Genomic DNA, 19005 nt, shown 5'->3' with positions numbered 1-19005 from the left:
TTACTCTTTGGCGCGCACGCGGATCCCGCGCTGCTCTTCGTCGGCGCTCAGCGCTTTACACAGGGTGAAATCAAAACAAACCTCGGTGTGCTCTCCCTCAAGATTGCGCTGCGCGATGATCTCGCGGTCGGTCACTTTTACCGGATCGGCAATCAGGCCGTCGCGGGTGGCAAAGGCAAAATCGTCCCACAGGTATTTATCGCCATTGAGGTTAATCTGGCTGGTCAGATGTTTATGACCCGGCGCGGAGACGAAAAAGTGAATGTGCGCCGGACGGTTGCCGTGGCGACCCAGTCTGTCCAGCAGTTTCTGGGTTGGGCCATCCGGCGGGCAGCCGTAGCCGGAGGGCATGATGCTGCGCACGCTGTAGCGGCCATCGGCGCCGGTGCGGATCCGCCGGCGCAGGTTGTACTCACTCTGGCCTGGGTCGAAGAAGGAATAATTTCCGAGGGTGTTGGCGTGCCAGATATCAACAATAGCGTTGGCCACTGGCCGGCCTTCGGTGTCTTTGACTTCACCGTGCAGCCACATCACTTCTCCGGCGTCGGCGCCATCATCCATGCGGGCGTGACCCTCGGCCAGCGGCGCATTAGCCACGTACAGCGGCCCTTCGATGGTGCGCGGGGTGCCGGTTTCCCGATGCGCTGCCGCGTCGATGGCGTCCTGGCGCAGATCGAGGAAATGCTCCAGTCCCAGACCCGCCGCCAGCAGCGCCGCCTCCTGACGCCCGCCCAGCTCGTGCAAATAGTTTACCGCGTGCCAGAACTCTTCTTCCGTAACGTTATAGTCGTCGATGAGCGTGCAGATATTTTCCAGCAGACGATGAATAATCGCCTTAAAACGTTCATCGCCGCCGGCAACATCTAATCCGGCACTGTCGCGTAATAATTTCTGAATAGCTGGCTGTTGTACGAATACATTACTCATACTGGTTCTCTCTTATATTTTGCAGGGTATACGCCGGTAATACCGGCGTGAGGTCAGATATTATTATTAGCGATCGTCATCGCGAATTGATGACGGATGACGACAGAGGGCTTCCACTTTTATCGCCATAAAGGGATATAGCGGCAATCCCATTAATATTTGATGCAATTCTTCGGCATCTTGAACATCGAAAATACTGACGTTGGCATAAAGGCCGGCAACGCGCCAGATATGCCGCCATTTGCCTTCCCGCTGTAATTGTTGCGAATAGGCTTTTTCGCGTTGTTTTATTTCCTCCGCCTCGTTGGCGGGAAAGCCAGGCGGAATATTGACGGTCATCTCCACTTTAAATAACATTTTTTTCTCCTGTTCCCCGCTACGGCTGGCGGGTATAAAAATGCAGTTTGTCTTCATCCAGCTCGACGCCAAGTCCCGGCGTTTGCGGCAGCGCCACCTGACCGTCGGCAAAGGTGAGCGGCACGCTGACAATATCGTCTTTCAGCAACAGCGGGCCGAACATCTCGGTACCCCACTGCAGCGGCAGCGTCGACCAGGCGTGCAGAGAAGCCACGGTCCCTACGGTGCCTTCCAGCATGGTGCCGCCGTACAGGCCAATCCCTGCCGCCTGCGCGACGCGGGCCAGCGCCAGCACGCTGTTCGGCCCCCCGGCTTTGGCGATTTTCAGCGCGTAAGCGCCGGTAAAGCCCTGCTGCGCCAGCTGATAACCATCGTAGGCGGTCGCGACCGCTTCATCCGCGAGGATCGCGGTTTCAATTTGCTGGCTAAACCGCACCAGGGCGGCATTATCGTGGGCGCTGACCGGCTGTTCGATAAGATCGACGCCCATCGCCGCCAGTTCGCGGCAGCCTTTCGCGCCGGTGGCGGCGTCCCAGGCCTGGTTGACGTCGACACGGATGCTGGCGCGGTCGCCTAACGCTTCAACGATGGCGCGGGTATGACGCAGGTCGGTGGCGAGTTCACGCGCGCCGATCTTCAGTTTGAACGCCCGGTGGCGGCCTTCGGCCAACAGTTTCTCTCCTTCAGCGATATCTTTCGCGGTATCGCCGCTGGCTAAGGTCCACAGCACCGGCAACGCCGTTTGCAGCGCGCCGCCGAGCAGGGCTGATACCGGCAGACCTAAGGCTTTGCCCTGGGCGTCGAGCAGTGCGGTTTCGATGGCGGACTTCGCAAAGGTGTTGCCTTTAATGGCGCCGTTCATGCGGGCGGTCAGCGCATTCAGGTTATCGGCCGGCTGCCCTTTCAACAGCGGCGTCAGATAATGGGTGATCGCTGACAAGATGGCCTCGGGGCTCTCAACGCCATAGCTCAAGCCGCCGATGGTGGTGGCTTCGCCGATGCCGCAGATGCCGTCGGAACGGGTAAGGCGCACAATCACCAGCGACTGGCAGCCCATGGTGGTCATCGACAATTTATGCGGCCGGATGGTCGGGACATCCACAATCCAGCTCTCGATTTGCTCTATGGTGGCAGTCATCTTCTGTTCCTGATGAGATATATAACTTTTTGTACCCACATCCATAACGGGGGTCTGTGCCATTGACAATAGGGTTCAGCCTGGCGGATGGTCAACGGCGATAATCGAAATGTTGTGCGATTATCGACGCGTTTGTTAATAGACGGTTATTAATGTGATCATGGTGGTAAAACCGGCACAATTCAGCGCGCCCCATTTTGCGCAAGGTATAGTGATCTGCCGTGAGCTTTACGCTGCAACGGAGAAGGATGCGATGAGCGACAATATACCCAATACGCTGAGCGCCAGGCAGGCCGAGCACGACCCTAACTTTATGCTGTCTCTGGCCCGCGGGCTTGAGGTCCTTAACGCCTTCACCCCCCAGCGCCAGCGGCTGACCATTTCCCAGCTCAGCCAGAAAACGCAAATCTCGCGCGCGGCGGTACGCCGCTGTTTGTATACCCTCGCCGCGCTGGGCATGGTGCACAGTCCGGATGGCCGTAGCTATGAACTGCTCCCCCGGGTGCTGGCCGTCGGCCACGCCTATCTGGCAGGCACGCCGCTGGCCAAGGTGGCGCAGACGGCGCTGGATAATCTTGGCAAAGCGCTCGGCGAATCCTGTTCGGCGGCCACGCTCGACGGGGATAACGTGCTCTATATTGCCCGCGCGGCGGTCAATAATTTACTGAGCATCGATCTGGGGCGAGGCAGCCGCCTGCCGGCGTGGGCCACGTCGATGGGGCGGGTGTTGCTGAGCGCGCTGCCGGAGGAACAGCTGGAAGTGACGTTGTCACGGGCTACGCTTATTCGCTACACTCCGCATACCCTGTGCGATTTGTCCGGTTTACGTGCAGAGATCGCCCGGGTGCGCATGCAGGGCTATGCCCTCGCCGACCGGCAGATCGAGGTAGGCTTGTGCTCGCTGGCGGTACCCGTGCTGTCGCGTCACGGTCAGGTGGTGGCCGCCCTGAATGTCGGGGTACCTGCCGCGACGGTCAGCGCCGCGGCGTTAAAAGAGAAGGCTCTCGCCCCGCTACGGCGCGCGGCGATGGATCTGTCGCTGCAGCTATAGCGCCGACTGCGGTTTCGCCACGGTGGCGAGGCTGCGCCAGATCCCAGCGGCCAGCAGCAGAAGCAATACACCCGCCGTCGCCAGCACCAGGCTATGAGCCTGAATAAAAGCCGTCTTCGCCGCCGCCATCAGCGCCTGCGCCACCCCGGCGGGCAGCGCCTGGGACAGACTCACCGCCTCGCCAATCGATGACGCCGCCTGCTGCGCCATGGCGCCACTCAGGCCAGACGGCAGCGCAATAGAGGCGCTGTAGCTGCGGGTCAGGATCAGGCCGAACAGCGCTATGCCGAGACCGGCGCCCAGCTCATAGGCCATGGTTTCAATCGCCCCGGCGGCCGCCGCTTTCTCCTTCGGCGCTGCCGCCATAATCGCGGAACTGGAGGCCAGCAGCGCGCTGGCCACGCTAAAGCCCAGCAGCGTCATCAGCCCCCAGGCCAGCCACTGCTGGGTACTGAAATCGGTCAACGCCAGGCCGAGAAAGCTGAAGGCGCTGAGCAGCATCCCGCCGGTCGCCACCTCGCGCAGCCCAAGCCGCGACACCAGCAGGCCGGCAATCGGGCCGCTGAAGCCGCTGGCCACCATTACCGGCAGCATAAATATCCCCGCCTCGAACGGCGTTTTCTGGTGCACAAACTGCAGCTCCTGGGCCATCAGTAGCTCAAAACCGACCAGGGTAATCAGGGCCGTCATCGCCATCATCACCCCGCTTAAGATAATGCGATGGGTGAACAGGCGCATATCCACCATCGGGCGGGCCGCCGACAGCTGCTTGCGGATAAACCAGGTTAACATCGCCGCCCCGCCGAGCGCCACCAGCGCGGTGAGCCACAGCGCCAGCTGGCCCTTCAGCGCCGATTTCGCGCTAAACACCAGCATCAGGATCGCGGCAATCAAAACGAGCGCCTGCAGTAGATTGAGCGGCTGTTCGCGGCGCGCGGGCTGGCGCGGCACCACTTTCGCGTTAATCGCGATAACCACCAGCACGATCGGCACATTGATCAGGAACACCGACCCCCAGTAGAAATGCTCCAGCAGGATACCGCCCACCAGCGGGCCGAAGGCCGCGCCGCCGGAGCCGACCGCTGCCCACAGCCCCAGCGCCATATTGCGCTGGCTGGCCTCGGCAAAGGTGCTGCGGATCCCGGCCAGCGTCGCCGGGACGATCATCGCCGCCCCCACCGCCAGCAAAGCGCGTGAGGCAATCAGCGTCATGGCCGTAGGCGACAGCGCGGCGCACAGCGAGGCGATGCCAAAAATGGCGCTGCCGAGCAGCAGCAGGCGCTTAAAGCCGATCTTATCGCCAAGGGCGCCCATCGGCAGCACCATGCCGGCCATCACTAATGAGTAGATATCAATGATCCACAACAGCTCATTGCCGCTGCTACCCAGCGCCACGCTGAGGGTCGGCGCGGCCACATGCAACACCGTAGCGTCAATCGCCACCGGAATATAAACCAGCAAAATCGCCATCAGCGTCATCCATTGCCGTGACATAGCTTGTACCTCAATCAATATTGAATATTGGACACACGTCCAGGATGGCGATCCTGCCGGATTGTTGAACACATGTCCAACTTTTTGTTACACTCGGCCAAAGCCAGATGACAGTGGGGTTCTATGCACTATTTACAACGTGATGCGCGACGGGAAGGGATTATGCAGGCCGCCATGCGCCTGGCGCTACGCGGCGGCTTTGCCGCCATGACCGTGCGGCAGATCGCCCGCGAAGCCCAGGTGGCCGCCGGGCAGCTGCACCACCACTTCACCTCCATCGGCGAGCTGAAAGCGCAGGTTTTCATCCGCCTGATCCGCGAGATGCTCGACATGCCGCTGGTGGCTGAGGACGCCAGCTGGCGCGAGCGCTTGTTCTCGATGATCGGCAGCGAGGATGGCCGACTGGAACCCTATATCCGCCTGTGGCGCGAAGGCCAGGTGCTGGCCGACAGCGATCCGGACATCAAAGCGGCCTACCTGCTGACCATGAATATGTGGCATGCCGAGACCGTCGCCATCATCGAGCAGGGCCTCGCCAGCGGCGAATTTCGGTCGGCTGAGCCTGCGGCGGATATCGCCTGGCGCTTTATCGCCCTGGTGTGCGGCCTCGACGGGATTTATGCGCTGGACGCGCAGGCCCTGGATGAGGCGGCGTTTAGCCGCTATGTAAATAAGATGATTAAGCTGGAGTTGTTTTAGCTATCTTTACATTTAGTAACAATTAATTCCGCTACGCTTACCACGTGCTCTCTGTCAGCACGTTTTTTTTATCTACGCTTCATAGATAACGCAAATTAAGCGTTATTCACTATCCCCTTGTATTCAGCTGTTGACCTTATTTATTTACTCCTTTCCGGGCAAGTAGAGGGCAATATGTCGGTGCAGAATGATAAAGATAATCATTACCTTTTGAACAACTGGCGGCCTGAAAACAAGGCATTCTGGGAAAATAAAGGCCAAGCCATTGCGCGAAGAAATCTATGGATATCAGTGGCCTGTCTGCTGCTTGCTTTCTGCGTATGGATGTTATTCAGCGCCGTAGCGGTCAATCTCAATAAGGTCGGTTTTCATTTCACCACCGACCAGCTTTTTTTATTAACCGCCCTGCCTTCACTTTCCGGCGCGATATTACGGGTCCCCTACTCCTTTATGGTACCCCTTTTTGGCGGGCGCTACTGGACCGTATTAAGTACCGTTATCCTGATCGTGCCTTGTATTTGGTTAGGAGTGGCAATCCAGAATATTACTACTCCGTTCTGGGTATTTATTATTATTGCGCTGCTATGCGGTTTTGCCGGAGCGAATTTTGCTTCCAGCATGGGAAATATCAGTTTCTTTTTCCCCAAAGCGAAACAGGGCAGCGCGCTGGGAGTCAACGGCGGTCTTGGCAATCTGGGCGTAAGCGTGATGCAGATGGTCGCCCCGGCGGTCATCTTCCTGCCGCTCTTCACCTTTCTCGGCGTCCATGGCGTCACCCAGCCCGATGGTTCGACAATCACCCTGAGTAATGCGGCGCTCGTCTGGGTACCGCTGCTGCTGCTCGCCACCGTCGCGGCATGGTTCGGCATGAACGATATCGCCGGTTCAAAGGCCTCGATTCGCGATCAGCTTCCCGTGCTCAAGCGACCGCATATGTGGCTGTTAAGCCTGCTCTATCTGGCGACGTTTGGCTCGTTCATCGGCTTTTCCGCCGGCTTTGCCATGCTGGCGAAAACCCAGTTTCCCGCGGTCGATATCCTCAAGCTCGCCTTCTTTGGACCGTTCATCGGCGCGCTGGCGCGCTCGTTCGGCGGGATCATCTCCGACCGTCTCGGCGGCGTGCGGGTGACGCTGGTTAACTTCGTCCTGATGGCGCTGTTTACCGGCCTGCTGTTTCTGACCCTGCCAGGCAGCGGCTCCGGCAGCTTTCTCGCTTTCTACGTGGTGTTTATGGGGCTCTTTTTAACCGCCGGTCTGGGAAGCGGCTCCACCTTCCAGATGATCGCCGTCATCTTCCGCCAGCTCACCATCGACAGCGTAAAACAGCGCGGCGGAAGCGATGAAGAAGCGCAGCACGAGGCGGTGACCGATACCGCTGCCGCGCTGGGCTTTATCTCGGCGATCGGCGCCATCGGCGGCTTCTTTATTCCGAAAGCCTTCGGCACCTCGCTGGCGATGACCGGCTCACCGGTTGGCGCGATGAAAGTCTTTTTTGTCTTCTATGTGGTTTGCGTGCTGGTGACCTGGCTGGTCTACGGCCGCCGTAAACCCGCTTAACCATAACGATTTATCTGCCGGATAGCGGCTTACGCCTTATCCGGCCTTACGAGTTCGTTCGCTCATCCGGCCGGGTGGCACGATGCCGGACATCATCGGAGCAGGAGAAATGTCATGAGTAAACTTCTGGATCGCTTTCGCTACTTTAAGCAGAAGGGCGAGACCTTTGCCAACGGCCACGGCCAGGTCTACAACAACAACCGTGACTGGGAAGACAGCTACCGTCAACGCTGGCAGTTCGACAAAATTGTCCGCTCCACGCACGGTGTGAACTGCACCGGCTCCTGCAGCTGGAAAATTTACGTCAAAAACGGCCTCGTTACCTGGGAAACCCAGCAGACCGATTATCCGCGCACCCGGCCGGATCTGCCAAATCACGAACCGCGCGGCTGCCCGCGCGGCGCCAGCTACTCCTGGTATCTCTACAGCGCCAACCGCCTGAAGTACCCGCTGGCGCGTAAACGACTGATTGAGCTGTGGCGCGAAGCCCTGGCGCAGCATCCCGACCCGGTGCTGGCATGGGATAGCATCATGCAGGATCCGGCAAAAACCCGCAGCTATAAAGCGGCGCGCGGCAAAGGCGGTTTTGTCCGCTCCAGCTGGAAAGAGCTGAACCAGCTCATCGCCGCCGCCAACGTCTGGACCATCAAACACTATGGCCCGGACCGCGTCGCCGGCTTCTCGCCGATCCCGGCGATGTCGATGGTCTCCTACGCCGCGGGCACTCGCTATTTATCGTTGATTGGCGGCACCTGCCTGAGCTTTTATGACTGGTACTGCGATCTGCCCCCCGCCTCGCCGATGACCTGGGGCGAACAGACCGACGTGCCGGAATCCGCCGACTGGTACAACTCCAGCTACATTATTGCCTGGGGCTCCAACGTGCCGCAGACCCGAACCCCGGACGCCCACTTCTTTACCGAAGTGCGCTACAAGGGCACCAAAACTATCGCCATCACGCCGGACTATTCGGAAGTCGCTAAGCTCTGCGACCAGTGGCTGGCGCCGAAGCAAGGCACCGACAGCGCGCTGGCGATGGCCATGGGCCATGTGATCCTCAAAGCCTTCCACCTCGATAACCCGAGCGATTACTTTCTCAACTACTGCCGGACCTACACCGACATGCCGATGCTGGTGATACTCGAGCCGCGCGACGACGGCAGCTATACGCCGGGCCGTATGCTGCGTGTTTCCGACCTGCTTGACGGTCTCGGAGAAAGTAATAACCCGGAATGGAAAACCGTGGCTTATAACAGCGACGGCGAACTGGTGGCGCCGAACGGCTCCATCGGCTTTCGCTGGGGCGAAAAAGGCAAATGGAATCTCGAACAACGGGCAGACGGCAAAGATGTCGAGCTTAAGCTGTCGCTGCTGGATATTCGCGACAGCGTGGTGTCGGTGGGCTTCCCCTACTTTGGCGGCAACGAAAACCCGCATTTTCGCAGCGTAGCGCAGTCACCGGTGACCCTTCACCCGCTACCGGCTAAACAGCTGACGCTGGCCAGTGGCGAAAGCGGCCTGGTGGTCAGCGTCTATGACCTGATTCTGGCCAACTACGGTCTGGATCGCGGGCTTGACGATGTCAATGCGGCGAAGGATTTCGCCGAGGTCAAAGCCTATACCCCGGCATGGGCGGAGCAGATCACCGGCGTACCGCGTCAACATATCGAACAAATCGCCCGCGAGTTTGCCGATACGGCGCATAAGACCCACGGCCGCTCAATGATTATCCTCGGCGCCGGGGTGAACCACTGGTACCACATGGATATGAACTACCGCGGGATGATTAATCTGCTGGTATTCTGCGGCTGCGTCGGCCAGAGCGGCGGCGGCTGGTCGCACTATGTCGGTCAGGAGAAACTGCGCCCGCAGACCGGCTGGCTGCCGCTGGCGTTCGCCCTGGACTGGAGTCGTCCGCCGCGGCAGATGAACAGTACCTCTTATTTCTACAACCACGCCAGCCAGTGGCGCTACGAAAAACTGACCGCGCAGGAGCTGCTGTCGCCGCTGGCCGACGCCAGCAAATTTAGCGGCAGCCTTATCGACTTCAACGTCCGTGCGGAACGGATGGGCTGGTTACCCTCTGCGCCCCAGCTCAACGTCAACCCGCTGACCATTAAGCAGCAGGCCGAGGCCGCCGGGCTCTCCCCCGCGGAGTTCACCGTCCAGTCGTTAAAATCAGGCGATATTCGCTTTGCCGCCGAGCAGCCGGATAGCGGCAAAAACCATCCGCGCAACCTGTTTATCTGGCGCTCAAACCTGCTGGGATCGTCCGGTAAGGGGCATGAGTACATGTTGAAATACCTGCTCGGGACCGACAGCGGTATTCAGGGTGATGAACTGGGCGCCAGCGATGAGGTAAAACCTGAGGAAGTCGAGTGGCAGACCGCGGCGATTGAGGGCAAACTCGACCTGCTGGTGACGCTGGATTTCCGCATGTCCAGTACCTGTCTCTTCTCCGATATTGTCCTGCCGACCGCCACCTGGTATGAAAAAGACGATATGAACACCTCGGACATGCACCCGTTTATCCACCCGCTCTCCGCCGCCGTCGACCCGGCCTGGGAGGCGAAAAGCGACTGGGAGATCTACAAGGATATCGCTAAATCCTTCTCGCAGGTCTGCGTCGGCCATCTTGGCAAAGAGACCGATGTGGTGCTGGTCCCGCTGCAGCATGATTCCCCCGGCGAACTGTCGCAGCCGTTCGAGGTGCTTGACTGGCGCAAGGGCGAATGCGATCTGATCCCCGGGAAAACCGCACCGTCGATTGCCCTGGTGGAACGCGACTATCCTGCCACCTGGGAACGCTTCACCTCTCTCGGCCCGCTGCTCGATAAGCTTGGCAACGGCGGAAAAGGCATTTCGTGGAATACGCAAAGCGAAGTCGATTTCCTCGGCAAGCTTAACTACGTCAAGCCCGATGGTCCGGCCAAAGGCCGGCCGCGGATCGACAGCGCCATTGACGCCTCTGAAGTTATTCTTAGCCTCGCCCCGGAAACCAACGGCCAGGTGGCGGTGAAAGCCTGGCAGGCGCTGGGAGAGTTTACCGGCCGCGATCATACCCATCTGGCGCTCAATAAAGAGGATGAGAAGATCCGCTTTCGCGATATTCAGGCGCAGCCGCGCAAAATTATCTCCAGCCCGACGTGGTCGGGACTGGAAAGCGAGCACGTCTCCTACAATGCCGGTTATACCAACGTGCATGAGCTGATCCCATGGCGCACCCTCTCCGGCCGCCAGCAGTTGTATCAGGACCATCCGTGGATGCGCGCTTTTGGCGAAAGCCTGGTAGCCTATCGCCCGCCCATTGATACCCGCAGCGTCAGCCAGATGAAGGCCGTGCCGCCAAACGGCTTTCCGGAAAAAGCGCTGAATTTCCTGACGCCGCACCAGAAGTGGGGGATCCACTCCACCTATAGCGAAAACCTGCTGATGCTGACGCTGTCGCGCGGCGGGCCGATCGTCTGGCTTAGCGAAACCGACGCGAAAGAGCTGGGCATTGAAGATAACGACTGGATTGAAGCGTTCAACGCCAACGGGGCTCTCACCGCGCGGGCGGTGGTGAGCCAGCGGGTGCCGCCGGGGATGACCATGATGTACCACGCTCAGGAACGGATTATGAATATCCCGGGTTCGGAAGTGACCGGTCGTCGCGGCGGCATTCATAACTCGGTAACCCGCGTCTGTCCGAAGCCAACGCACATGATTGGCGGCTACGCCCAGCTGGCCTATGGCTTTAACTATTACGGCACCGTCGGATCGAACCGCGACGAGTTCATCATGATCCGCAAAATGAAGAATATTGCCTGGCTGGATGACGAAGGTCGCGATCAGGTACAGGAGGCGAAAAAATGAAAATCCGTTCTCAGGTTGGAATGGTGCTGAATCTGGACAAATGCATCGGCTGTCACACCTGCTCGGTCACCTGTAAAAACGTCTGGAGCAGCCGCGAAGGCATGGAGTACGCGTGGTTCAATAACGTGGAGAGCAAACCGGGCATTGGCTACCCCAAAAACTGGGAGGACCAGGATCAGTGGCAAGGCGGCTGGATCCGCGGCATTAGCGGTAAGCTGACGCCCCGCCTCGGCAATCGGGTCAGCGTGTTATCGAAGATTTTCGCCAACCCGGTGCTGCCGGCGATCGACGATTACTACGAACCCTTTACCTACGACTACCAGCACCTGCACAACGCGCCGGAGGGCAAATATCTGCCGACCGCCCGCCCGCGCTCGCTGATCAGCGGCGAGCGTATGGATAAGATTAGCTGGGGCCCGAACTGGGAGGAGCTGCTCGGCGGCGAATTCGAGAAACGCGCCCGCGACCGTAACTTCGAAGCCATGCAAAAAGAGATGTACGGCCAGTTCGAAAATACCTTCATGATGTATCTTCCGCGCCTGTGCGAGCACTGCCTCAACCCGAGCTGCGTGGCCACCTGCCCGAGCGGCGCCATCTACAAGCGTGAGGAAGATGGCATCGTACTGATCGATCAGGACAAATGCCGCGGCTGGCGGATGTGCATCAGCGGCTGTCCGTACAAAAAAATCTACTTTAACTGGAAGAGCGGTAAGTCGGAAAAATGCATCTTCTGCTATCCGCGCATTGAGTCCGGGCAGCCAACGGTCTGCTCAGAAACCTGCGTCGGGCGCATCCGCTATCTTGGCGTACTGCTGTATGACGCCGACCGCATTGAAGAGGCGGCCAGTACCGAACATGAAACCGACCTCTATGAGCGCCAGTGCGAGGTGTTCCTTAATCCAAACGATCCGGCGGTCATCGAGGAAGCGCTAAAGCAAGGCATCCCGCACAACGTCATTGAGGCGGCGCAGAAATCGCCGGTCTATAAGCTGGCGATGGACTGGAAGCTGGCTCTGCCGCTGCATCCGGAGTATCGCACCCTGCCGATGGTCTGGTACGTGCCGCCCCTGTCGCCGATCCAGTCGGTTGCCGACGCCGGCGGCTTACCGAGCAACGGCAACATCCTGCCGGCGGTTGAGAGTCTGCGCATCCCGGTGCAATACCTGGCGAATCTGCTGAGCGCCGGCGATACCGGACCGGTCTTGCGCGCGCTGAAACGGATGATGGCGATGCGCCACTACAAGCGCTCGCAAACCGTCGAGGGCGTCACCGATACCCGCGCCATTGAAGAGGTGGGCCTCAGCGTTGAGCAGGTCGAAGAGATGTATCGCTATCTGGCGATCGCCAACTACGAAGACCGCTTCGTGATCCCCACCAGCCATCGCGAACTGGCGGAGGATGCCTTTCCGGAACGTAACGGCTGCGGCTTTACCTTCGGCGATGGCTGCCACGGGTCAGATACGAAATTCAACCTGTTTAACAGCCGGCGGATCGACGCCATCGACGTCAGCGGCGTGCGTAAGCATGGGGAGGGCGAGTGATGCGGATCCTGAAAGTGATCGGTCTGCTGCTGGAGTACCCCGACGAGTTACTGTGGGAGAACCGCGACGACGCCCTGGCGCTGATCAGGGCCGATGTCCCTTCCCTGACGCCGTTTGTCGGTGAGCTGTTGACGGCTCCGCTGTTGGATCGCCAGGCCGAATGGTGCGAGGTGTTCGAGCGCGGGCGCGCCACCTCGCTGCTGCTGTTTGAACATGTGCATGCCGAATCCCGCGACCGCGGCCAGGCGATGGTCGACCTGATGAATCAGTATCAGCAGGCGGGTCTGCAGATCGATTGTCGCGAGCTGCCCGACCATCTGCCGCTGTATCTGGAGTATCTCAGTATTCTACCTCCCGCGGAGGCTCGGGAGGGGCTGCAGAATATCGCGCCGATTCTGGCGCTGATCGGCGGCCGTCTTAAGCAGCGAGCCTGCCCGTACTACCAGCTGTTTGACGCCCTGCTGGCGCTGGCTAAAAGCCCGCTCACCAGTGACAGTGTCACAAAACAGGTGGCGGGAGAAAAGCGCGACGATACCCGTCAGGCGCTGGACGCCGTGTGGGAAGAAGAGCAGGTGAAGTTTATCGAAGATAATGCGACCGCTTGCGATAGCTCGTCGATGCAAGCTTATCAACGACGCTTTAGTCAGGATGTGGCGCCGCAGTACGTTGACATCCGCGCCGGAGGCCCGAAATGATCCAGTATCTGAACCTCTTCTTTTACGATATCTACCCTTACCTGTGCGGCACCGTCTTTCTGGTGGGCAGCTGGCTGCGCTACGATTACGGGCAGTATACCTGGCGCGCCTCATCCAGCCAGATGCTGGATAAGCGCGGGATGGTGCTATGGTCGAACTTATTTCATATCGGCATTCTCGGCATCTTCTTTGGCCATCTCTTTGGCATGCTGACCCCACACTGGGTCTACTCGTGGTTCCTGCCGATGTCCCAGAAGCAGCTGATGGCCATGATCCTTGGCGGCATCTGCGGCGTGCTGACCCTGGTAGGCGGTATCGGCCTGCTGATGCGCCGCCTGACCAACCCGCGAATTCGCGCCACCTCCACGACCGCGGATATTTTGATCCTGTGCATTCTGCTGATTCAGTGCGCGCTGGGGCTGACGACCATCCCCTTCTCCGCCCAGCATCCGGACGGCAGCGAAATGCTCAAGCTGGTGGACTGGGCGCAGGCGGTGGTCACCTTCCACGGCGGCGCCTCGGCGCATCTGGACGGTGTCGCATGGATTTACCGCGTCCACCTGGTGCTCGGAATGACCATCTTTCTGATCTTCCCCTTCACCCGCCTGGTTCACGTCTGGAGCGCGCCGGTGGAATATTTCACCCGGCGTTACCAGGTGGTACGCTCCCGGCGCTGAGCGCTGGCGGCGTTTACCATTCATCCTTACCGGTAGCCCGGACGAGGCCTTCGCGCCAAGTCCGGGTATTTATCGTACCTGGCTCCAGGCTTTATGCCGGGTGGCGGCTGTCGCCTTACCCGGCCTACAGGGTCCTCTCACAGGCTCAAACCTCGCAGGCCCGCGCAAGCGCAGCGCCGCCGGGCAAGATATCAGACACGGTATCTGTAATTTCGCCGGGTGGCGGCTGTCGCCTTACCCGGCCTACAGGGTCCTCCCACAGGCTCATACCTCGCAGGCCCGCGCAAGCGCAGCGCCGCCGGGCAAGATATCAGGCACGGTACCTGTAATTTCGCCGGGTGGCGGCTACGCCTTGCCCGGCCTACAGGGTCCTCTCACAGGCTCATACCTCGCAGGCCCGCGCAAGCGCAGCGCCGCCGGGTAAGATATCAGGCACGGTACCTGTAATTTCGCCGGGTGGCGGCTGTCGCCTTGCCCGGCCTACAGGGTCCTCTCACAGGCTCATACCTCGCAGGCCCGCGCAGGCGCAGCGCCGCCGGGCAAGATATCAGGCACGGTTCCTGTAATTTCGCCGGGTGGCGGCTGTCGCCTTGCCCGGCCTACAGGGTCCTCTTACAGGCTCATACCCCGTAGACCCGCACAAGCGCAGCGCCGCCGGGCATGAGGAGATTTACTTCCCGGCTTCCGGATGGGTATCGAACGCCGCCATCACCGCCGCCAGCGCCGCTTCGCTGAAGCCATGTTTAGGATCGTCCACCCCCAGGCCGAAACGGGTCTGCAGCGCTTCATACAGCGCGGAGACATCGGCAAAATCGACCTTCTCCACCACATGGTTATTCTCCCAGTGGGTAAAGTGGAAGTTGGTGAGGGTCATTTTGCCGCCGTCCGGGAGATGACGACACATCAGCAGATGGTGACGGAAGTGGGACTGCGGCCAGTGCGCCGACCAGAAATTGCCCATCACATAATCAGACGCATACTGGCGGCCTAAATCGAAATGGTACATCGACTGCCAGTGTTCGTGATGGTTGAACTGCAGCGTCCACTCATCCCCTTCATGCACCAGACGATAGCTGCCGTGCGGCGTTTGCTGTGGGATATCGGCCAGCAGTTTGATCGGCGCGGTCAGCGTCTGGCCGCCGAAGCCGACGTCGGCGATCCAGCGCTCCCCCGCCACCTCCACCAGCAACAGACGGTGAGTACGCGGCGGCATCTGCGGCGGGTTGGCCAGCACCACGCGGCCCAGCAGGCTGCGGACGTTAAAGCCTATTTCGCGCAGCGCGCGCTCCAGCAGGCCATTCTGTTCAAAACAATACCCCCCGCGGCGGGCGGCGATCAGCTTCTCTTCCAGCGCCCCATCGTCAAGGTGGATTTCACGCGGCAGCAGGACGTCGAGGTTTTCAAAGGGGATGGCGCTGTTATGCTGCAGATGCAGTTCCCGCAGGGTATCAATGGAAACATCAGGCTCACCCGTCCAGCTCAGACGGGAAAAATAGGCGCGTAAAAAGGGACTCATCAGGGCCTCCAGCTGTAGGTGTCCGACATTTATAGCCTATTTTTCCGCGCCGACCGTCTTTTTTGTGCGCTTAGCGTTAACCGCGCGTGCGGCGCTGCATCAGCGCCAGCGCCGTCAGCATCAGGACCAGACCGGTCAACAACGTCAGGCTGGCCATCGCCATGCCCTGACCGACGGAACCCTGTTCGAACTGGCGCCAGATAAACACCGCCACGGTTTGCGTACCGGCCGGAGAGAGCAGCAGCGAGGTCACCAGCTCCCGGGAGGCCACCGCGAACACCATCAGCATCGCCGCCAGCAGCGCCGGAAAGACCAGCGGCAGGACAATCAACCGCAGCGCCTGCAGTGGCGACGCCCCGTGCACCCTGGCGGCGGGCTCAAGGTTCGGGCCCAGCTGGCGCAGCGCGCTGCCGACATAGCGCACCGGCCAGGGCAACAGCAGGCAGCAATAGGAGAGCAGCAGCATCCACAGCGTGTTATAGGGCGAGCGCGGCCAGAAGGGCTGATTCCACAGCAGGATCAAACCGACCCCCACCACCACGCCCGGCAGCGCCGCCGGCATCAGCGACAGCGCGTCCACCATCCCGCGCCCTTTAATCTTCTGCACCATCACCAGCCAGGCGGCCAGCAGGCCCAGCGCGCCGACGATTAGCGCCGAACCCAGGGCCAGCGACAGGCTGGTGCCGAGGGCCGACAGGGCATCTCCCTGCTGGTCAAACAGCGCCGCGAAATGACGCAGCGTGACATTCTCAACACTCACGCCACCGGAGAGCGTGCCCATCACGCTGGTGAGCATCATCGAGACGGCGGGGACGCCGACCGCCAGGCCGCCGACGGCCGCCATCGCCAGCACGGCGGGCAGCATCATCCAGCCCAGCGATGCCCCGTGGTTCTCCCCCGGCTTACCGGTGACGCTGGTGACCTCTTTCTCCCCCACCAGCCGCCTTTGCAGCCACCAGGCGAATAACGCCACCGCCATCAGCAGCAGCGACAATAGCGCGGCGCCAGGGAGATCCACCGGCCAGTCGGCCAGCTTTTTCTCAATACCGACCGTCAGCATCACCACTCCCGCCCGGCTGCCCAGCGCCGCCGGTACGCCAAACTCCTCGATAGCGAGGGTAAACGCCAGCAGCGTGCCCGCCGCCAGCGCCGGGGAGAGCATCGGTAGCGTCACGTGCCAGAAGGCGCGCCAGGCGCTGGCGCCATGGACGCGGGCGACCACCGCCAGCCGGGTCCCGCTCGCCAGCAGGCTGCGGGAGACGGCAAAGTAGACCACCGGAAATATGTTAAAGGTCATCACCAGCACGATCCCGCTGCGGCTGAACAGCAGATCGTTCAGCTGCCAGCCGGTCAGCTGCTGCAGATAGCCCTGGCTTTGCAGGGCCAGCATCCAGGAGAGCGCCGAGATATAGGGCGGCGTAAGAAAGGGGATCAAAAACAGGAGATCCCACAGCCGGGGCAGCGGCAGCGAAAACATACCGCGCAGGATGCCGAGCGGCAGGCCAATCATTACGCTGACCAGCGCCACGCCGGCGGCGATCCATAGCGTACCGCCGAGCATCGCCGGCAGCTGAGGATCGGCCAGCAGCGCCGGGATGCCGCCAAAGGCGTCCCCGAGCGAACCGGCGCTAAAATGGGGAAAAATCGCCTGCAGCACAATAAACACTAACGGTAACGCGACCAGCATCACCAGGGCGGCAAGGGTCGCGCCGGAAAGGAATGTTTGTTTCACAACCGGTTCCTGAAGCTGAGGGTCCTCCGGCGGCCAGCGCCGGAGAAACGGGATCAATTACTGCGCGTACAGCTGACTGAAGCGGGCGAGCACGGCGCCCCGCTCGCTGCTGCCCTCGCTGGTGGTGGGTAGCACCTTCAGCGCGTCCAGTAGCGGACGTTTAGCCGCCACGTCGCGGCGGGCGGGCATCAGCCAGGCGTCGGCGACCTTCGCCTGACCTTCCGGCGACAGCACGTAATCGATAAAGGCTTTGGCATCGCCGGGATGCTGGCTGGTTTTGAGGATCATCATCGGGCGCGGGGCAATCACTGTTCCGCTGGCCGGGAAGATCACCTTCAGCGACTCGCCCTGCTGAATGTTGCCGTAGGAGACATAATCCACCGCGCCAAACACCGCCGCTTTCGCCCCCTGCATCACCGGCGTCACCGCCTGGGCGTTGGGTCCGCTGACTACCATGCCGTTCTTTTTCAGATCGTCAAACAGTTGCCAGGCCTGGTCGCCCATGCTGTTTTGCAGCCCGATCAGCAAATCCAGCGACGCGCCGGAGAGCGCCGGGTCGGGGGTTGTCACCTTGTCTTTAAACGCCGGCTGGGTGAGATCCCGCCACTCTTTCGGTTCCGGGGTGCCGCTTTTACTGTTCCAGACAATACCCAGGGCGGAGACGCCCTGGGCGATATAGTCCGCCGATTTCAGGTTCGCCGGTACCTGGTCGGCGTTGGCGCTCGCAAAAGGCAACAACCAGCCCCGCTGGTGGAGATCTTCGGCGGTATCCCACGAGGCGGAGATCAGCACATCCGCCTGCGGGTTGGCCTGCTCGGCCTCCAGTCGGGCCATCACTTTGCCGGTGGTGGCCTGAAAAACGGTCACCTTCACCCCGGTCTGTTGTTCAAAACCGCTGGCCAGGCTTTTCGCCAGCGAGCCGGGTCCGGCGGTGTAAACGGTCAGCGCATGGGCGCTGGAGAGCATCATGGCGGAGAGAGCCATCGCGAGTACCACTCCTTTCTTAACGGTCATAACGGTGTTCATGCAACTTCCCCTGAGGTTGGCGTAACGGCGCGGACAGCGGCCACGCGGCCCGCGGATAAATAGACAATCTGGTCGGCTAACAGCTCGGCTTCACGTCGGTCATGGGTGACATACAGGGCGGTGATGCCGAGCTGTCGCAGCAGGCGGCTCATTTCGCCACACAGCGATTCGCGCAGTTCGCTGTCCAGGTTGGAGAGCGGTTCATCAAACAGCAGCACCCGCGGCGCGGCGACGATCGCCCGCGCCAGCGCCACCCGTTGCTGCTGACCGCCGGAGAGGCCTGAAGGCTTACGTTCGGCAAAGCCATTGAGGCCTACCCGCGCCAGCGCCTCGCTGACCCGGCGCTCGCGTTCGCTGCGGGAGACGCCGCGCATGCGCAGCGGAAAGGCGACGTTCTGCGCCACGCTCATATGCGGCCAGAGGGCATAATCCTGAAAAACCATGCCGATATCGCGCTGCTCCGGGGGCAATCCCCATCCTGCGCGGGCGACCAGCCTGTCGCCAAAGCGGATTTCGCCGCTGGCCGGCACGCTCAGCCCGGCCAGCAGACGCAGCAGCGTGCTTTTGCCGCAGCCGGAAGGGCCCAGTAGCGCCACGATGCGGCCGGGTTCGATATGCAACGTGAAGCGGTCAAGAATGGGGGGCTCTGCGAAGGCGAAAGAGACCTCCTGCAGGGTGATAGGGGTCAGCGTGCGCATCATCGCCCTCCCTTTCGGGACAGCGAGACCAGCCCGGCGGTC

Annotated in this window: 15 protein-coding genes; 7 read left to right on the top strand and 8 right to left on the bottom strand. The window is 60.7% G+C overall.

Annotated features, from left to right (window positions below):
• From catA to KB892_RS11180, 3 genes are all read right to left on the bottom strand, one after another.
• Entirely contained in the window at positions 1-927 is a 927-nt protein-coding gene (catA, locus tag KB892_RS11190) for a catechol 1,2-dioxygenase (protein ID WP_004175986.1), read from the bottom strand.
• Between the two features lie 66 nt (positions 928-993).
• The gene (catC, locus tag KB892_RS11185) at positions 994-1284 is read right to left on the bottom strand and encodes a muconolactone Delta-isomerase (RefSeq protein ID WP_002906471.1); all 291 of its coding nucleotides are present in this window, start codon (positions 1282-1284) and stop codon (positions 994-996) included.
• Between the two features lie 19 nt (positions 1285-1303).
• On the bottom strand, positions 1304-2467 hold the full coding sequence (locus tag KB892_RS11180) for a muconate cycloisomerase family protein (RefSeq protein WP_014343109.1): 1164 nt from the start codon (positions 2465-2467) through the stop codon (positions 1304-1306).
• A 115-nt stretch (positions 2468-2582) separates the two neighbouring features.
• On the opposite strand from KB892_RS11180, the gene KB892_RS11175 reads away from it, so the two are divergent.
• The gene (locus KB892_RS11175) at positions 2583-3473 is read left to right on the top strand and encodes an IclR family transcriptional regulator domain-containing protein (protein ID WP_014343110.1); all 891 of its coding nucleotides are present in this window, start codon (positions 2583-2585) and stop codon (positions 3471-3473) included.
• Here the strand turns inward: KB892_RS11175 and kmrA are convergent.
• Complete coding sequence (gene kmrA, locus KB892_RS11170; protein WP_004175980.1) at positions 3468-4967, bottom strand: efflux MFS transporter KmrA; 1500 nt, start codon at positions 4965-4967, stop codon at positions 3468-3470. The two genes, KB892_RS11175 and kmrA, sit on opposite strands and share 6 nt — an antisense overlap.
• Positions 4968-5090: 123 nt before the next feature.
• On the opposite strand from kmrA, the gene KB892_RS11165 reads away from it, so the two are divergent.
• The 6 genes from KB892_RS11165 (at position 5091) to narI (ending at position 13991) form a co-directional block, all read left to right on the top strand.
• Positions 5091-5666: a TetR family transcriptional regulator gene (locus tag KB892_RS11165; protein WP_004200058.1), complete on the top strand. Its 576-nt coding sequence runs from the start codon at positions 5091-5093 to the stop codon at positions 5664-5666.
• A 174-nt stretch (positions 5667-5840) separates the two neighbouring features.
• On the top strand, positions 5841-7223 hold the full coding sequence (locus KB892_RS11160; protein WP_004151231.1) for a NarK family nitrate/nitrite MFS transporter: 1383 nt from the start codon (positions 5841-5843) through the stop codon (positions 7221-7223).
• A gap of 114 nt (positions 7224-7337) precedes the next feature.
• On the top strand, positions 7338-11078 hold the full coding sequence (locus tag KB892_RS11155; protein ID WP_004200060.1) for a nitrate reductase subunit alpha: 3741 nt from the start codon (positions 7338-7340) through the stop codon (positions 11076-11078).
• Complete coding sequence (narH, locus tag KB892_RS11150; RefSeq protein ID WP_004200061.1) at positions 11075-12619, top strand: nitrate reductase subunit beta; 1545 nt, start codon at positions 11075-11077, stop codon at positions 12617-12619. Before KB892_RS11155 ends, narH begins: the two co-directional genes overlap by 4 nt.
• A complete protein-coding gene (gene narW, locus KB892_RS11145; RefSeq protein ID WP_002906547.1) occupies positions 12619-13314 on the top strand; it encodes a nitrate reductase molybdenum cofactor assembly chaperone in 696 nt (231 codons plus the stop codon). Before narH ends, narW begins: the two co-directional genes overlap by 1 nt.
• Positions 13311-13991 (top strand): respiratory nitrate reductase subunit gamma, encoded by a 681-nt coding sequence (gene narI / locus KB892_RS11140; RefSeq protein ID WP_004200063.1) that lies wholly within the window; start codon positions 13311-13313, stop codon positions 13989-13991. Before narW ends, narI begins: the two co-directional genes overlap by 4 nt.
• Before the next feature lie 670 nt (positions 13992-14661).
• On the opposite strand, the gene nhoA is transcribed toward narI, so the two are convergent.
• From nhoA to KB892_RS11120, 4 genes are all read right to left on the bottom strand, one after another.
• Positions 14662-15507, bottom strand: coding sequence for an N-hydroxyarylamine O-acetyltransferase (gene nhoA / locus KB892_RS11135; protein WP_002906551.1), 846 nt, complete (start codon positions 15505-15507; stop codon positions 14662-14664).
• Between the two features lie 76 nt (positions 15508-15583).
• On the bottom strand, positions 15584-17239 hold the full coding sequence (locus KB892_RS11130; RefSeq protein WP_004200065.1) for an ABC transporter permease: 1656 nt from the start codon (positions 17237-17239) through the stop codon (positions 15584-15586).
• A gap of 57 nt (positions 17240-17296) precedes the next feature.
• Positions 17297-18265, bottom strand: coding sequence for an ABC transporter substrate-binding protein (locus KB892_RS11125; protein ID WP_002906621.1), 969 nt, complete (start codon positions 18263-18265; stop codon positions 17297-17299).
• Positions 18262-18966, bottom strand: a complete 705-nt coding sequence (locus KB892_RS11120) for an ABC transporter ATP-binding protein (RefSeq protein WP_014343115.1) — start codon at positions 18964-18966, stop codon at positions 18262-18264. The genes KB892_RS11125 and KB892_RS11120 overlap by 4 nt, the downstream gene beginning before the upstream one ends.
• Positions 18967-19005: the final 39 nt, after the last annotated feature.

It is taken from the genome of Klebsiella sp. P1927 (genome assembly GCF_018204675.1).
Lineage (GTDB): Bacteria > Pseudomonadota > Gammaproteobacteria > Enterobacterales > Enterobacteriaceae > Klebsiella > Klebsiella pneumoniae.
This window is presented reverse-complemented; position numbering and strand designations above follow the sequence as displayed.

Bases quoted from the DNA above. Each gene is read 5' to 3' on its own strand.
- KB892_RS11155 (WP_004200060.1), top strand. From the start codon at position 7,338: ATGAGTAAACTTCTGGATCGCTTTCGCTACTTTAAGCAGAAGGGCGAG.
- KB892_RS11160 (WP_004151231.1), top strand. From the start codon at position 5,841: ATGTCGGTGCAGAATGATAAAGATAATCATTACCTTTTGAACAACTGG.
- KB892_RS11175 (WP_014343110.1), top strand. From the start codon at position 2,583: ATGGTGGTAAAACCGGCACAATTCAGCGCGCCCCATTTTGCGCAAGGT.
- narW (WP_002906547.1), top strand. From the start codon at position 12,619: ATGCGGATCCTGAAAGTGATCGGTCTGCTGCTGGAGTACCCCGACGAG.
- narI (WP_004200063.1), top strand. From the start codon at position 13,311: ATGATCCAGTATCTGAACCTCTTCTTTTACGATATCTACCCTTACCTG.
- catA (WP_004175986.1), bottom strand. From the start codon at position 927: ATGAGTAATGTATTCGTACAACAGCCAGCTATTCAGAAATTATTACGC.
- KB892_RS11120 (WP_014343115.1), bottom strand. From the start codon at position 18,966: ATGATGCGCACGCTGACCCCTATCACCCTGCAGGAGGTCTCTTTCGCC.
- kmrA (WP_004175980.1), bottom strand. From the start codon at position 4,967: ATGTCACGGCAATGGATGACGCTGATGGCGATTTTGCTGGTTTATATT.
- KB892_RS11125 (WP_002906621.1), bottom strand. From the start codon at position 18,265: ATGAACACCGTTATGACCGTTAAGAAAGGAGTGGTACTCGCGATGGCT.
- nhoA (WP_002906551.1), bottom strand. From the start codon at position 15,507: ATGAGTCCCTTTTTACGCGCCTATTTTTCCCGTCTGAGCTGGACGGGT.
- narH (WP_004200061.1), top strand. From the start codon at position 11,075: ATGAAAATCCGTTCTCAGGTTGGAATGGTGCTGAATCTGGACAAATGC.
- KB892_RS11180 (WP_014343109.1), bottom strand. From the start codon at position 2,467: ATGGATGTGGGTACAAAAAGTTATATATCTCATCAGGAACAGAAGATG.
- catC (WP_002906471.1), bottom strand. From the start codon at position 1,284: ATGTTATTTAAAGTGGAGATGACCGTCAATATTCCGCCTGGCTTTCCC.
- KB892_RS11165 (WP_004200058.1), top strand. From the start codon at position 5,091: ATGCACTATTTACAACGTGATGCGCGACGGGAAGGGATTATGCAGGCC.